The following is a 14,600-nucleotide window of genomic DNA, read 5'->3' as shown; positions in this document are numbered from 1 at the left end:
GGATGTGGCTGGTCGCGCCCACGCGGCGGAGCCGCCAATTTGCACAGCCCCGCACCCCTTTGCGGGGCTCGTCGCGCCCGCGCGGCGAAGCCGCACATCAATACAGCCCCGCGCCCCTATCGGGGCGCTGATCCGCACGTATCTCCAGAAGGACTGAATGGACATGGCATCCCATCCCGAAGCTGCTGCTCTTCTGGCTCGCTCCCATCGGCTCGGTGCTGATCCCCGCAATACCAACTACGCCGGGGGCAACACCTCCGCGAAGGGCACCGACACCGACCCCGTGACCGGCGGTGACGTCGAGTTGATGTGGGTCAAGGGGTCCGGTGGTGACCTCGGCACGCTCACCGAGGCCGGGCTCGCCGCATTGCGGCTGGATCGGTTGCGGGCCCTGCAGGGGGTCTATCCGGGTGTGGAGCACGAGGACGAGATGGTCGCCGCGTTCGACTACTGCCTGCACGGGAAGGGGGGTGCCGCTCCCTCCATCGACACCGCGATGCACGGTCTGGTCGACGCCGCGCACGTCGATCATCTGCACCCCGACTCCGGGATCGCGCTCGCCTGTGCCGCCGACGGGGAGAAGCTGACCGCCGAGTGTTTCGGCGACACGGTGGTGTGGGTGCCGTGGCGGCGGCCCGGGTTCCAGCTGGGGCTGGACATCGCGGCGGTCAAGGAGGCCAATCCGCAGGCCATCGGGTGTGTTCTGGGCGGGCACGGGATCACCGCCTGGGGTGACACCTCCGAGGAGTGCGAGCGGAACTCGCTGCACATCATCCGCACCGCCGAGGCGTTCCTCGCCGAGCGGGGCAGGCCGGAGCCGTTCGGGTCGGTGCTCGACCGATACGAGGCGCTGCCCGAGGCCGAGCGGCGGGAGCGGGCCGCCGCGCTCGCACCGTACGTCCGGGCCGTGGCCTCGCAGGACAAGCCGCAGGTCGGGCACTTCAATGACTCCGAGGTCGTGCTGGAGTTTTTGGCGCGGGCCGAGCATCCGCGGCTGGCCGCGCTCGGGACCTCCTGCCCCGACCACTTCCTGCGTACGAAGGTACGGCCGCTCGTGCTCGACCTGCCGCCGGCCGCTCCCCTGGAGGAGGCGATCGCGCGGCTCAAGGAGCTGCATGCCGAGTACCGCGAGGAGTACGCCGCCTACTACCAGCGGCACGCGCTGCCCGACTCCCCCGCGATGCGCGGCGCCGACCCGGCGATCGTGCTGGTTCCGGGTGTGGGCATGTTCAGCTTCGGCAAGGACAAGCAGACCGCGCGGGTGGCCGGCGAGTTCTACGTCAACGCCATCAACGTGATGCGCGGGGCCGAGGCCGTGTCGACATATGCGCCGATCGAGGAGTCGGAGAAGTTCCGCATCGAGTACTGGGCGCTGGAGGAGGCCAAGCTCCAGCGGATGCCGAAGCCCAAGCCGCTCGCCACGCGGGTCGCGCTCGTCACGGGCGCGGGCAGCGGCATCGGGAAGGCCATCGCGGAGCGGTTGGTCGGTGAGGGCGCGTGTGTCGTCGTCGCCGATCTCAATGCGGAGAACGCGGCCGCCGTGGCCGAGGAGTTGGGCGGCCCGGACAAGGCCGTCGCCGTCGCCGTGGATGTGACGGACGAGGAGCAGATCGCCGCGGCCTTCAAGGCGGCCGTGCTCGCCTTCGGCGGGGTCGATCTGGTGGTCAACAACGCCGGAATCTCCATCTCCAAGCCGTTGTTGGAGACTTCGGCCAGGGACTGGGACCTGCAGCACGACATCATGGCCCGTGGCTCCTTCCTCGTGTCGCGGGAGGCGGCTCGGGTGATGATCGCGCAGGAGCTCGGCGGCGACATCGTCTACATCGCCTCCAAGAACGCCGTTTTCGCCGGGCCCAACAACATCGCCTACTCGGCCACCAAGGCCGATCAGGCTCATCAAGTACGGCTGCTCGCCGCCGAGTTGGGCGAGCACGGCATCCGAGTCAACGGGGTCAACCCGGACGGTGTGGTGCGCGGTTCCGGGATCTTCGCGGGCGGCTGGGGTGCCCAGCGGGCAGCCGTGTACGGGGTGCCGGAGGAGAAGCTGGGCGAGTTCTACGCCCAGCGCACCATCCTCAAGCGTGAGGTGCTGCCGGAGCATGTCGCGAACGCCGTGTTCGCACTGACCGGCGGGGAGTTGACCCACACCACCGGGCTGCACGTGCCGGTCGACGCCGGCGTCGCGGCCGCCTTCCTGCGGTGAACGCGCTCGTGAAGTCGTACGCCGCGGTCGACCTCGGCGCGTCCAGCGGGCGTGTCATGGTCGGCCGCGTCGGCTCTGACAGCCTGGAGCTGACCGAGGCACACCGCTTCCCCAACCGGCCGGTCCGGGTGCCCGAGGGGCTGCGGTGGGACATCCTCTCCCTGTACGGGGGTGTCCTGGACGGGCTGCGGGCGGCCGGGCAGGTGGATTCCGTCGGCATCGACAGCTGGGCCGTGGACTACGGGCTGCTGGACCAGGACGGGGCGCTGCTCGGCAATCCCGTGCACTACCGCGACTCGCGTACCGAGGGCGTCGCGGAGAAGGTGTGGGCGAGCGTGCCCGCCGAGCAGCTGTATGCGGCGACCGGCTTGCAGTACGCGCCGTTCAACACCCTGTACCAGCTGATCGCGGCGCGGGAGACGGCCCAACTGGCCCATGCCGAACGGTTGTTGCTCATCCCGGATCTGATGTCCTACTGGCTCACGGGCGAGCAGGGCACCGAGCTCACCAATGCCTCGACGACCCAGCTGATCGATCCCCGGACGCGGGGGTGGTCGCACGGGGTCGCCTCCCGGCTGGGCGTCGACCTGGGTCTGTTCGCGCCGCTGCGGCAGCCCGGGGATCCGGCCGGGGTGCTGCAGCCCGAGGTGCTGGAGGAGACCGGGCTGCGGGGCCCGGTGCCGGTGACGGCGGTCGGTTCGCACGACACGGCGTCCGCGGTGGCCGCCGTACCGGCTGACGGCGAGCGGTTCGCGTACATCTGCACCGGGACCTGGTCGCTGGCCGGTCTCGAGCTGGACGCGCCCGTGCTGAGCGAGGAGAGCCGGGCCGCCAACTTCACCAACGAGCTGGGGCTGGACGGCACGGTCCGCTATCTGCGCAACATCATGGGGTTGTGGCTGCTCCAGGAGTGCGTACGGGCCTGGGGTGAGCCGGAGTTGGGCGGGCTGCTGCGGGAGGCGGCCAAGGTGCCGGCGCTGCGGTCGGTGGTGGATGCGGGGGATGCGGCGTTCCTGGCGCCGGGGCGGATGCCGGAGCGGATCGCCGAGGCGTGCCGTGCCTCGGGGCAGCCGGTGCCCGAATCGCCTGCGGAGATCACGCGCTGCATTCTCGACTCGCTCGCCCTGGCCCACCGCCGGGCGGTCGAGGACGCCCAGCGGCTGGCCGGGCACCCGGTGGACGTCGTCCATGTCGTCGGCGGTGGCACCCGCAACGCGCTGCTGTGCCAACTGACCGCCGACGCGTGCGGGCTGCCCGTGGTGGCAGGTCCGACGGAAGCGGCAGCACTGGGGAACGTGCTGGTCCAGGCCCGGACGCACGGGCTGGTCGGCGACCTCGCGGGAGGACGGCGCCTGCTCACGCGCACCCAGCCGCTGACCCGCTACGAGCCGCGGGGCGACACCGCCCGGTGGCGCGAGGCGCAGACCCGGATCACCGGAGGGTGAGCAGGGTCTCCCCCTGGCCTCCTCCCCCGACTACGCTTCACTCATCCGATGATCGATCACAAGGAGCCGCGATGCGTGTCGCCCTGTTCCTGACCTGTGTCAACGACACGCTCTATCCGGACACCGGGCGCGCCGTGGTGAAACTGCTGACCAGGCTGGGCGTCGAGGTCGACTTCCCGATGGCCCAGACCTGCTGCGGGCAGGCGCACTACAACACCGGGTACCGGCATGAGGCGGAGCCGCTGGCGCGGCATTTCTCCGATGTCTTCGGAAGGTACGAGGCGATCGTGACTCCGTCCGGTTCGTGCGGGGCGATGGTGCGGGAGCTGTATCCGCGGATGGGTGAGCGGGCGCGGGCCGAGGGGCGCGGGGACACGCTCGCGGCGACGCTGGCTCCGGTGGTCCCGAAGACGTACGAGCTCACCGAGTTCCTGGTGGACGTGCTCGGTGTGACGGACGTCGGCGCGTACTACCCGCACCATGTGACATACCACCCGACCTGCCACGGGCTGCGGGGTCTGGGGCTCGGTGACCGTCCCCGTCGGCTGCTCCAGGCCGTGAAGGGCCTGGAACTGGTCGAGCTGCCGGGTGCCGAGGAGTGCTGCGGGTTCGGCGGCACCTTCGCCCTGAAGAACCCCGACGTGTCGGCGGCGATGGGCGCGGACAAGGTGCGCAACGCCGAGTCGACCGGCGCGGAGGTGCTGTGTGCGGCCGACAACTCCTGTCTGATGCACATCGGCGGGACGATGACACGGCTCAGTAGCGGTATGCGGCCGGTGCACATTGCGGAGATCCTGGCGAGCACGGAGGAGGAGCCGGCCGTATGAGCGGAACGTTCGTGGGGATGCCGGCCTTTCCGAAGGCCGCGCACGAGGCGGTGAACAATCCGACGCTGCGCGGCAATCTGCGGCACGCCACGCACACCATCCGCGCCAAGCGGGCGAAGGCCGTGGCGGAGGTGTCCGACTGGGCGGCGCTGCGGGAGGCGGGCAAGCAGATCAAGGACCATACGCTGCGTCATCTCGACCGGTATCTGGAGCAGCTGGAGGAGTCGGTCACCGCCGCGGGCGGCATCGTGCACTGGGCCGCCGACGCCGACGAGGCCAACCGGATCGTGGCCGCCCTGGTGAAGGCGACCGGCGAGTCGGAGGTCGTCAAGGTCAAGTCGATGGCCACCCAGGAGATCGGCCTCAACGAAGCCCTCGAGGCCGAGGGCATCCGCGCCTACGAGACCGATCTCGCCGAACTGATCGTGCAGTTGGGCAAGGACCGGCCCTCACACATCCTGGTCCCCGCGATCCACCGCAACCGCGGCGAGATCCGGGACATCTTCAAGCGGGAGATGAGCGAGTGGGGCCGCCCGGCCCCCGAGGGCCTCACCGACACGCCCGCCGAACTCGCCGAGGCCGCCCGGCTGCACCTGCGGGAGAAGTTCCTGCGCGCCAAGGTCGGCATCTCCGGCGCCAACTTCATGGTCGCCGAGACCGGCACGCTGGTGGTCGTCGAGTCCGAGGGCAACGGGCGGATGTGCCTGACTCTGCCCGAGACGCTGATCTCGGTCGTCGGCATCGAGAAGATCGTGCCGACCTGGCAGGACCTGGAGGTGTTCCTGCAGACCCTGCCCCGCTCCTCCACCGCCGAGCGCATGAACCCGTACACCTCGATGTGGACCGGTACCACGGACGGCGACGGACCGCGCACCTTCCATCTGGTGCTGCTCGACAACGGCCGCACCGACACCCTCGCCGACGAGGTCGGCCGCCAGGCCCTGCGCTGCATCCGTTGCTCGGCGTGTCTGAATGTCTGCCCGGTGTACGAGCGGGCGGGCGGCCACGCCTACGGCTCGGTCTACCCGGGGCCGATCGGCGCCATCCTCAGCCCCCAACTCCGGGGCACCGCAAGCGAGATCGACGCCTCCCTGCCGTACGCGTCGTCATTGTGCGGTGCCTGCTACGAGGTGTGCCCGGTCGCCATCGACATCCCGGAGGTCCTGGTCCATCTGCGGGAGCGGGTCGTGGAGGGCGGGCAGGTGACCCGCGAGGGCAACAAGGTGGTGCTGCAGCCCGCGAAGGGGCATGCGGCCGAGCGGGCGACCATGCGCGCGGCACGCTGGGCGTTCACGCACCCGGGCGCCCTGCGCACCGGCCAGCGGCTCGCTTCCCGCACGCGTCGGGTGCATCCGCGGACGCTGCCCGGGCCGGGCAAGGCGTGGAGCGGCACCCGGGATCTGCCGGCGGTTCCGGCGGAACCGTTCCGCGACTGGTGGCAGCGCACACAGGGTGGCAAGGGAGGCGCGAAGTGAGCAGCAGGGAACGGATCCTGGGCCGGGTGCGGCGGGCACTGGCGGACGTAACACAGGACGACACTCCCCCAGTGCCTGAAGGGCCTGGGAGGGACCCCCAGTACGAGCAGGCTGTCTCGCGCGACTATCTGCGGGAGCACGGGGCGCGGAGCGTCGAACAGACGGTGGATCTGCTGGCCGAGAACCTGGCGGACTACCGGGCGATTGTGCACCGTACGGATCCGGAGGAGTTGCCGTACCTCATCATGCGGCTGCTCGCCGAGCGCGGACCCCAGTATGTGCTCGTGCCCCCGGGACTCCCGCCGGAGTGGATGTCGGCCGCCGATCCCACCCGCGTTCACGACCGCGCCGTGAGCACCCCGCACGAGCTGGACAAGGTCGAGAGCGTGGTCACCGGGTGCGCGGTCGCCATCGCCGAAACCGGCACCATCGTCCTGGACGGCAGCCCGGACCAGGGCCGCCGCCGCATCACCCTCGTCCCCGACCACCACATCTGTGTCGTACGGGTCCCGGAGCAGGTCGTCTCGTCCGTGCCCCAGGCCCTCGAACGCCTGGACCCGGCCCGCCCGTTGACGTGGATCTCCGGTCCGTCGGCGACCAGCGACATCGAGCTGGACCGGGTCGAGGGGGTGCACGGTCCGCGCACTCTGGAGGTGGTGCTGGTCAGCGGTCGGGCGAGCGCCGACGTCAACCCGTAGCCTCCGCAATGTCGGCGGGTGCGGTGGGTCAGTCGGCGGTCCGTCGCCGTCCCTGCGCGCTCGCGTTCAACACGGAGCCCGCCGCTCGTCTTGGGACTCCGCTGACGAGCGGAGCTCCGACCGCGACAGGACGACTGCCATGCTGCGTCGGTCGGTGGAGGCGGACGCGACCGACGGCGGCCTGCGCCGCCCTGCGGCTGCTGAAGGTCTGGCGCTGAACGTGTTCGTGGCGCGCCGGTGGGACAGCGACGCCACGGCGTCCCGCGCCGGAACTTCGGTGAATCAGCGTGCGGCAGGCATCCGGGCTCCGCCTTCAGGTGTGGGACAACAGGGTGGCGCCAGAAGTCTGTCAATCCGTTTCGGGGAGGGTTCGGGGCAGTCCGAAGCGCGTCATGACGTCGGTGCTGAAGCTGGTAATGGCTGTGATGTGGTCGGCGGCGGTGGTGATGACCAGGAGGCAGTAGGCGCGGTAGACACCGGCGTGGGGGTCTGCCAGGTACAAGCCGAAGGCCGGCTGGCCGTTGGCGCGGGTGGGCACCGCGCGGTAGGAGCGGCCGGGGCGGAAGGTGACGGCGGCCAGGACGCGCTGCGCGGTTTCGATGCCGCGGTATTCCAGCATGGCCGGAGGCATGGAGAGTCTGACGTCGGTGACGAGCAGTTCGATCAGGGCGTCCAGGTCGGCGCGTTCCAGGGCGTCGGTGAACCGGGCGACGAGCCGCTGTTCGGCGGCGGTGTCGGGTTGGGGTGCAGGCCTGCGGCTGCCGGTGCCGCCGTTGCCGCTGCCGCTGGGGTCGGCGAGGTGGTTGTCGACGGTGGCGCGGGCGCGTTTCAGGGCGCTGCTCACGGCTTCCTGGGTGGTGCCGAGCATCTGGGCGACTTCGGCGGCGTGGTAGCCCAGGACGTCGCGGAGGACGAGGGCGGCGCGTTGGCGTGGTGGCAGCAGTTGCAGGGCGGTGATGAAGGCCAGGGAGATGGCCTCGGTGGTCTCGTAGCGGGCCTCCGGTCCGGGGCGCCGGTCGACGAGGTGGTCGAGCAGGACGTCGGGGTAGGGCTCCAGCCAGGCCGGGGCGTCGCCGGCGCCGGTGGGTTCGGGCAGGTCGGTCTCGGGCAGCGGGGCGGCGCTGCGGGGGCGGCGGCTGTCGGCGCGCAACATGCTCAGGCACCGATTGGTCGCGATCTTGTAGAGCCAGGTCCGGAGCGAGGACCGCTCGCCGAACTCGCCGAGATTACGCCAGGCGGACACGAGGGTCTCCTGGAGCGCGTCCTCGGCATCCTGCAGGGATCCCAGGATGCGGTAGCAGTGCACCTGCAACTCGTGGGAGTGGCCCTGTACCAGGTCGCGGAACGCCTGGTGGTCGCCGGCCCGGGCCCGAGCGATCAGGTCCGTCGTGTCCATCTCCATCGGCATGCATCCTCGCTCTTTTTCTCTCCGTCGGGTGCGTTCGGCTCGCTCAGAGATGAAGACGCCGTCGGTCCGGCGAATTGGGCGGCGCTGCGCCGACCAATTTCCGGCGGGCGGCGGCGTCTACCCGGTTGGAGGCGGTCCCGGTCCGGGGCGCGCCCCGGACCCAGAACAGGACCACAGACATGGCCAAGTACGTTTTCTCCTTCCGTGTGCCCTCCGACTACAAGCCCCACGCCGGCACGACGGCCGAGTGGCAGGCCTGGTTCGGCGGGCTGGGCTCGGCCCTGGTGGACGTGGGCAACGCAGTGACCGGTTACGCCTCGCTCGGCGAGGTCGGCGGGAGCGATTCCCGGATGGTCGCCTACTCGGTGGTGTCCGCCGAGGACCTGGGCTGCGCGCTGGCGCTGGCCAAGGACTGCCCGGTGCTGCGGGTGGGCGGCGGGGTCGAGGTCGGCCCCGTGATGGAAGTCGCGGGGTCGTGAGCGACGCCATGACCGCATCGACGGCACCGCCGCGGGGGTCGTTCCTGGCCACCGGGCGCGGCAAGGTCACGCTGGCGCTGCTGTGCGCGGTGACGTTCCTGGACGTCATGGACGGCGCGATCGTGAACGTCGCGCTGCCGACCATCCGTACGCATCTGGGCTTCTCGGTGCAGAACCTGCAGTGGGTGGTCAGCGGCTATCTGATCACTTATGGCGGGTTCCTGCTGCTGGGCGGTCGGGCCGGGGACCTGCTGGGGCGGAGGCGGCTGCTGATCGCCGGGACCGCGCTGTTCGCGGCCTCCTCGCTGGCCTGCGGGTTGGCCGAGAACCAGGGGTTGCTGGTCGGCTCCCGCCTCGCCCAGGGCTTCGGGGCCGCGATGATGTCCCCGGCGGCGCTGTCCATCCTGACCACCACCTTCCAGGATTCGGACCGGCACAAGGCGCTGGGCGCGTGGGCCGGGATCAGCGGGATGGCCTCGGCGGTCGGCCTGCTCTTCGGTGGGCTGCTCACCCAGGAATTCGGCTGGCGGTGGGTGTTCTTCGTGAACCTCCCGCTGTGCGCGCTGGTGCTGTTCGGGACGTTCAGGATCCTGAAGGCCGACCACGGCCGGTCCGTGCCGGGCGGTTTCGACGTGGTCGGCGCGGTGCTGGTCACCGCCGGCATGCTGCTGCTGATCTTCACGTTGGTGAAGGCGCCGGACGAGGGCTGGGGCGCGGGCCGCACCGTCGGCGGGCTGGCCGCATCGGCGGTGCTGATGGCCGCGTTCGTGGTCAATGAGCAGCGGCGCGCCCATCCGCTGGTCCCGCTGTCGATCTTCCGGATCAAGGGCCTGGCCGCGGCCGATGCCACGCAGGTGATCGCCTGGGCCGGGTTCTACTCGATGTTCTTCTTCGTCACTCTGTACATGCAGAACGTCCTGGGCTACTCCCAGCTGCAGTCCGGGCTCTCGTATGTGCCGGTGAGCGTCGGCATCGGGTTCGGGTCGACGGTGGCGACGAAGATGTTCGTCCGGACCGGTACCCGTCCGATCATCGTCTCCGGTGCGCTGCTCGCCGCCGGTGGCATCCTGTGGCTGTCCCGCATTCCGGTGGATGGCACCTATCTCGGCAACCTGCTCACCCCGCTGGTGGTCATGGGAGCCGGGCTCGGGCTGCTGTACGCCGGCGTGCAGACGGCCGCGAACGCGGGCGTGCCGGAGGATCGGGCCGGATTGGCCGCAGCCCTGATCACCACCTCTTTCCAGCTCGGGTCAGCGCTCGGCCTGGCGGTGTTCAGCGGGATCGCGACCAGCCGCACCAGCCACCTGCTCGCCGCCCACACCCCGCCCCCGGAGGCACTCACCGCCGGATTCCAGCGGGCCCTGCTCGTCAGCGCCCTCTGCCTCGTGGCAGCCGGAGCCATCGCGCTGCGCGCCTCCAACACCCGCGGCGATCCCGCCGCCACGCCAGAAGCCGAACAAGACCTGGAACCCTCCTACGACCCCGTATGACCCGACACAACGAGATCCCGGGAGGGCGTTCAACGCCCTCCCGGGATTCTCTTCACTGTCGGGTGCGCTCCGGCTCCACCACCGGTGGAGTCCCCCGTTGTTGTCCGGTGCGCCAGGTGTACCGATGTGTGCCCGCCCCCGGGGCCCCTCCCCACCGCACCGGCACGGTCACCGACGTCACGGACCGTGGCGTCCCGTCAGGACGTACCTGTCAGGGACGTACCTGTCAGCAGTACGCGATCGGGCAGCCGCGGCGCAGCGAGTGCTGGGCGGCCCGCAGATACACCGCCACATAGAACGCGGCGTCCAGGTCCTCACTCCACGGTCCGGGCCGGGCGGCGGCCAGGTCCTTCGCCGGTCCGTCCAGGAACCACATGGTCAGATCCAGGTTGTCGCTGGTCGCCGGTATCTCGTCCACCGGCAGTTCGACGGCCTTCGCCAGTCGCTCGGCGAGGCGGAGCACCTGGGGAGCGCCGGCGACCATCGTCTCGTCCGTGTAGGCGGAGTTGACGGGCAGCCAGATCTCCTCGTCGAGGGACAGCGGCACCAGCAGTGTCCAGCCGCAGAGCACCTCCTCTTCCGCCCGTGACAGATGCGAGCGGCACAGCGCGCTGAAGCCGTCCATCGGAGGCACCAGCTTCTCCTCGAACGACATCCCCGAGCCGCGTACGAACTCCGACTCCTCGGGCACCGAGGTGTACGGCGGCAGGCCGCGCCGTCTCAACTCTTCGTCGAGCGCGGAGGCGACGGCTCCTCGGCCGCCCTCCTCCTCGTCGGCGTCGAACCACTCCTGCGCATCGACACTGACCAGATAGATCCCCATGCCCGCAACGTACAAGGCGCCACTGACAACGGACTTCCTCCTCGCTGACCTCACATGGCGTATCCGACATGGCTGGCGGGCAATCTGCGGGCCTACTTCCAGAAGGGTCTGGCCCCGTACCGGCACCACGTACGCACCCGGTTCGACACCGAACCCGCCGCCCACGCCAGGCCGCCGGCCTACGGTGACCCCGGCGGTCTGCTGGGCGCACTGCACCCGGAACTGCGCTGGCAGTCGCCGGTGCTGACGATCGGCGGGCTGCGCGTGGAGCGGGACGTGCACCTGCGGGGGCGGGGGGTGCTGTGCTCCCGTCATTCTTCTGCCGGCGGTAACCGACGGTGCTCAAGGACGCCCGTCTGCCCCCGGTCGTCGTCTATCCCATGACACACCAGGCGGCGCTGGACGTGGCCGACCCGGCGGCCGAGGGCAGCAGGACACCGTCGCAGTCGCTGGTCGCGCTGCTGGGGCGGACCCGGGCGGAGATCCTCGGCCATGTCGCCGGGGCCGTATGACGACGGAGCTGGCCCGCGGTACGGGCATGTCCCCGGCCACCGCCGGCTACCACACGACGGTCCTGCGGGACGCGGGCCTGGTCAGCACCCACCGGCTGGGCAGCGCCGTCCTGCACACACCCACCCGCTGGGGGCCGCCCCTGCTGGAGGGCCGACGCCGCTCTGCGGCCTGACCACCGGCGCCCCTTGCTATCAGCAGCCCCTTGTCCTTCGGACAGGTCCGCGCCACGTCCTTCGCCGACCGCCCCAGCTGTCGACCTGTTGGTTCATGGACGCCAAGTCACCTGTTGTGCGGACTGTGTTGAGCCTGCCGAGTGCCTTGGCGGCGTCCTCGCCGCCCTCGCGGGAGCGTTGACGACCGGGACGATGAAGTCGGCGTTCTGGAGGTGTCTGTGGTCGGCCAGGAGGAGGGGAAGTTGGGGACGAGCCTGGTCACGGCCCGGCGGGTGCTGCGCGCTCCTGCGGTCGGGGCGGTGGTTCTGGCCGTATGAGAACGATCTGCGCACCAGGGGGCGGCTGCTTCGGCGGCCGCCTTCGGACGCGTGACAGAGTGGGTGAACAAGCGCTTAGATAGTGGTTGCGATCCGTGTCGAGCTGTCCGATCCCTGCCGAGCTGGAGGCCCCGTTGCTGTTCTCATCCGTCGACGACGTCTCCGTACGTCTCGCCGCCACCGGGTATCTCGCCTCTCCCGCGGTCGCCACGACCGTCTTCCTCGCCGACCGCCTGGGCAAGCCGCTGCTGGTGGAGGGCCCCGCCGGGGTCGGCAAGACGGAGCTCGCCAAGGCCGTGGCCGAGGTGGCGGGCGCGCGGCTGGTCCGGCTGCAGTGCTACGAGGGCGTCGACGAGTCCCGGGCGCTGTACGAGTGGAACCACGCCAAGCAGCTGCTGCGCATCAGCGCGGGCCGCGACGAGACCTGGGACGAGACCCGCACGGACATCTTCAGCGAGGAGTACCTGCTCACCCGTCCCCTGCTCACGGCCATCCGCGGCGATGACCCGAAGGTGCTGCTGATCGACGAGACCGACAAGGCGGACGTCGAGGTGGAGGGCCTGCTCCTGGAGGTGCTGAGCGACTTCCAGGTCACGGTCCCCGAGCTGGGTACGATCACTGCGACCCGCCGCCCCTTCGTCGTTCTGACCTCGAACGCGAGCCGTGAGCTGTCCGAGGCGCTGCGCCGTCGCTGCCTGTTCCTCCACATCGACTTCCCCGAGGAGGAGCTGGAGCGTCGGATCGTACGGCTGAAGGTGCCCGGTCTGGACGAGGCGCTGGCCGGCTCGGTGGTGCGGGTGGTCGGTGCGCTGCGCGCGATGGATCTGCGCAAGGCGCCCTCGGTCGCCGAGACGATCGACTGGGCGCGCACGCTGCTCGCGCTGGGGGCCGACACCCTCGACGAGGGCGTCGTGCGCGACAGCCTGGGCGTCCTGCTCAAGCATCAGGAGGACGTCCTCAAGGCGGCCGCCAAGCTCGACCTGGACGCCGTGTGACCGCCCCCGGAGTGGCGGAGCGCCTCACCTCTCTGGTCGGGGCGCTGCGCGCGCACGGCATACGGATCGGCACCGGCGAGACCGTGGACGCGGCGCAGGCGGTGGCGGCGCTGGGCCTGGCTGACCGTGAGCTGCTGCGGGAGGGACTGGCCGCGACGTTGCTGCACGGCACGGTGCAGCGGCAGGTGTTCGACCCGGTCTTCGACCTGTACTTCCCGCGGGGCGTCGGCGCGCCGGAGACGGAGCCCGCGGACCGGGAGGATCTGCGGGAACGGCTCGCTTCCGCCCTCGCCGCGGGCGACGTCGTCCTGATGGGGCAGCTGGCGGCGGAGGCGGTCGACGGCTTCGGCGGATACGGTGCATCCCCGGGATCGCAAGGCTGGTCGTCGTACCAGACGCTCGACCGGCTTCGCCCGCAGACCCTCCTCGCCCGCGTCCGCGAGAACGTCCAGGCGCGAAACGGCAGTTCCGGGTTCGCCGACCGGCTGCTCGACGAGGAGATCCGGCGGCGCATCGAGACGTTCCGCAGGCAGGTGGCGGTGGAGGCGCGGCGCCGGATCGCCGAGCGGCGCGACCGGGACGAGCTCGCCCGGCGTGCCGTGGCCACGACGCCCGACCGGGTCGACTTCCTGTACGCCGGGAAGCTCCAGCTCGCCGAGCTGCGCAGGACGGTTCAGCCGCTGGCCCGTAAGCTCGCCACCCGGCTCGCGGCCCGCCGGCGCCGCGCCGCCCGCGGCAGCATCGATCTGCGGCGCACCCTGCGCGGTTCCCTGTCCACGGGCGGGGTGCCGATGAAGCCGGTGCTGCGCAGGCGCCGCCCCGTTCGGCCCGAACTGGTGCTGCTGTGCGATGTGTCGGGGTCGGTGTCCGGGTTCTCGGACTTCACGATGCTGCTGGTGCAGGCGCTGCACGACCAGTTCAGCAAGGTGCGGGTGTTCGCCTTCGTCAACCGGCTCGACGAGGTGACCCGGCTCCTCGAACACGGTGCGGCCGACCCGGAGGGGCTGGGCGCCCGTATCCGGGCGGAGGCGACGCTCACGGGCTGGCACGGCAGCAGCGACTACGGCGTCGCACTGGGTGAGTTCGCGGAGCGGTACGGCGACGCGGTGGGCCCGCGCACGACGGTGTTCGTGCTGGGCGACGCCCGTACGAACATGAGCGACCCGAACCTGGCGGCGGTGCGGCAGGTGGCCGAACGGGCCCGCCGGGTCTACTGGTTGAACGCCGAGCCGCACGCCCAGTGGGGCACGGGCGACTCCGCCGCACCCGAGTACGCGGAGTTGGTGGAGATGCACGAGTGCCGCAACGCCCGGCAGCTCGGCGCGCTCATCGCGCGCCTGCTGCCGGTGTGACTGCTAGCCCTTCGACTTCGCGTAGTCCTTCGCCATCTGGCCCGCGAAGTCGTACACCACGCACGGCTCGTCGCTGACCACCCAGGCGTCGTGCCCCGGCGATATCACGAACACGTCGCCCGGTCCGACCTCCTGCTCCGCGCCGTCGTCCATGCGTACCCGCATGCGTCCCTGGACGCAGTAGCCGTTGTGATGGACCTGGCAGGTGTCCGTCCCGGCGATCGGTGCCACCGACTCCGACCACTTCCAGCCCGGTTCGAAGGTCCCCACCGCGAAGTCGAGTCCGGTCATGTGTACGGCTTCGAGGTGTCCGCGCGGGAAATCGCGCCGCTCGTCGGGCTTCTCGACGGCCTTGATCTCAAGCATGACGGCTCCCTTCCTTGCGAGCCCCGCCCACCACAC

At 70.7% G+C, this 14,600-nt stretch carries 15 protein-coding genes and 1 pseudogene; 12 read left to right on the top strand and 4 right to left on the bottom strand.

Features of this window, described 5'->3' with window-relative positions; translation table 11 throughout:
• Nucleotides 1-163 precede the first annotated feature (163 nt).
• From IH68_RS0121075 to IH68_RS0121055, 5 genes are all read left to right on the top strand, one after another.
• Nucleotides 164-2,203, top strand: a complete 2,040-nt coding sequence (locus tag IH68_RS0121075; RefSeq protein ID WP_030937492.1) for a bifunctional rhamnulose-1-phosphate aldolase/short-chain dehydrogenase — start codon at nucleotides 164-166, stop codon at nucleotides 2,201-2,203.
• Complete coding sequence (locus tag IH68_RS0121070; RefSeq protein ID WP_030937490.1) at nucleotides 2,200-3,648, top strand: rhamnulokinase; 1,449 nt, start codon at nucleotides 2,200-2,202, stop codon at nucleotides 3,646-3,648. The genes IH68_RS0121075 and IH68_RS0121070 overlap by 4 nt, the downstream gene beginning before the upstream one ends.
• A gap of 71 nt (nucleotides 3,649-3,719) precedes the next feature.
• The gene (locus IH68_RS0121065; protein ID WP_030937488.1) at nucleotides 3,720-4,475 is read left to right on the top strand and encodes a (Fe-S)-binding protein; all 756 of its coding nucleotides are present in this window, start codon (nucleotides 3,720-3,722) and stop codon (nucleotides 4,473-4,475) included.
• Nucleotides 4,472-5,950, top strand: a complete 1,479-nt coding sequence (locus IH68_RS0121060) for a LutB/LldF family L-lactate oxidation iron-sulfur protein (RefSeq protein WP_030937486.1) — start codon at nucleotides 4,472-4,474, stop codon at nucleotides 5,948-5,950. Before IH68_RS0121065 ends, IH68_RS0121060 begins: the two co-directional genes overlap by 4 nt.
• Nucleotides 5,947-6,648: a LutC/YkgG family protein gene (locus IH68_RS0121055; RefSeq protein WP_030937484.1), complete on the top strand. Its 702-nt coding sequence runs from the start codon at nucleotides 5,947-5,949 to the stop codon at nucleotides 6,646-6,648. Before IH68_RS0121060 ends, IH68_RS0121055 begins: the two co-directional genes overlap by 4 nt.
• A gap of 349 nt (nucleotides 6,649-6,997) precedes the next feature.
• Here the strand turns inward: IH68_RS0121055 and IH68_RS0121050 are convergent, their stop codons facing one another.
• Nucleotides 6,998-8,050: a sigma-70 family RNA polymerase sigma factor gene (locus IH68_RS0121050; protein WP_199931904.1), complete on the bottom strand. Its 1,053-nt coding sequence runs from the start codon at nucleotides 8,048-8,050 to the stop codon at nucleotides 6,998-7,000.
• A 185-nt stretch (nucleotides 8,051-8,235) separates the two neighbouring features.
• Between IH68_RS0121050 and IH68_RS0121045 the strand changes: the two genes are divergently transcribed.
• Together IH68_RS0121045 and IH68_RS0121040 are read left to right on the top strand one after the other, a co-directional pair.
• The gene (locus tag IH68_RS0121045) at nucleotides 8,236-8,535 is read left to right on the top strand and encodes a hypothetical protein (RefSeq protein WP_030937480.1); all 300 of its coding nucleotides are present in this window, start codon (nucleotides 8,236-8,238) and stop codon (nucleotides 8,533-8,535) included.
• A complete protein-coding gene (locus tag IH68_RS0121040) occupies nucleotides 8,532-10,025 on the top strand; it encodes an MFS transporter (protein WP_030937478.1) in 1,494 nt (497 codons plus the stop codon). Before IH68_RS0121045 ends, IH68_RS0121040 begins: the two co-directional genes overlap by 4 nt.
• A 226-nt stretch (nucleotides 10,026-10,251) precedes the next feature.
• Here the strand turns inward: IH68_RS0121040 and IH68_RS0121035 are convergent, their stop codons facing one another.
• Nucleotides 10,252-10,848, bottom strand: coding sequence for a hypothetical protein (locus IH68_RS0121035; protein ID WP_030937476.1), 597 nt, complete (start codon nucleotides 10,846-10,848; stop codon nucleotides 10,252-10,254).
• A 54-nt stretch (nucleotides 10,849-10,902) separates the two neighbouring features.
• Between IH68_RS0121035 and IH68_RS56425 the strand changes: the two genes are divergently transcribed.
• The 3 genes from IH68_RS56425 to IH68_RS55390 are packed head-to-tail and all read left to right on the top strand — an operon-like array spanning nucleotide 10,903 to nucleotide 11,533.
• On the top strand, nucleotides 10,903-11,232 hold the full coding sequence (locus IH68_RS56425) for a hypothetical protein (RefSeq protein ID WP_159403706.1): 330 nt from the start codon (nucleotides 10,903-10,905) through the stop codon (nucleotides 11,230-11,232).
• On the top strand, nucleotides 11,229-11,360 hold the full coding sequence (locus tag IH68_RS59165; protein ID WP_267883738.1) for a hypothetical protein: 132 nt from the start codon (nucleotides 11,229-11,231) through the stop codon (nucleotides 11,358-11,360). The genes IH68_RS56425 and IH68_RS59165 overlap by 4 nt, the downstream gene beginning before the upstream one ends.
• Complete coding sequence (locus tag IH68_RS55390; protein WP_107057505.1) at nucleotides 11,357-11,533, top strand: helix-turn-helix domain-containing protein; 177 nt, start codon at nucleotides 11,357-11,359, stop codon at nucleotides 11,531-11,533. Before IH68_RS59165 ends, IH68_RS55390 begins: the two co-directional genes overlap by 4 nt.
• Nucleotides 11,534-11,553: 20 nt before the next feature.
• Here the strand turns inward: IH68_RS55390 and IH68_RS58145 are convergent.
• Nucleotides 11,554-11,770 (bottom strand): annotated as a pseudogene (locus tag IH68_RS58145) (ABC transporter substrate-binding protein); the annotation flags it as partial.
• A gap of 215 nt (nucleotides 11,771-11,985) precedes the next feature.
• Here IH68_RS58145 and IH68_RS0121020 point away from each other — a divergent pair.
• Together IH68_RS0121020 and IH68_RS0121015 are read left to right on the top strand one after the other, a co-directional pair.
• Entirely contained in the window at nucleotides 11,986-12,846 is an 861-nt protein-coding gene (locus tag IH68_RS0121020) for an AAA family ATPase (RefSeq protein WP_030937474.1), read from the top strand.
• On the top strand, nucleotides 12,843-14,198 hold the full coding sequence (locus IH68_RS0121015) for a VWA domain-containing protein (protein WP_030937466.1): 1,356 nt from the start codon (nucleotides 12,843-12,845) through the stop codon (nucleotides 14,196-14,198). Before IH68_RS0121020 ends, IH68_RS0121015 begins: the two co-directional genes overlap by 4 nt.
• A 3-nt stretch (nucleotides 14,199-14,201) precedes the next feature.
• Here the strand turns inward: IH68_RS0121015 and IH68_RS0121010 are convergent, their stop codons facing one another.
• Nucleotides 14,202-14,564, bottom strand: a complete 363-nt coding sequence (locus tag IH68_RS0121010) for a cupin domain-containing protein (protein WP_030937462.1) — start codon at nucleotides 14,562-14,564, stop codon at nucleotides 14,202-14,204.
• Nucleotides 14,565-14,600 lie beyond the last annotated feature (36 nt).

This window comes from Streptomyces sp. NRRL S-646 (genome assembly GCF_000720765.1).
Lineage (GTDB): Bacteria > Actinomycetota > Actinomycetes > Streptomycetales > Streptomycetaceae > Streptomyces.
The sequence above is the reverse complement of the archived record's forward strand: the minus strand, read 5'-3'. Positions and strand labels throughout refer to the sequence as shown.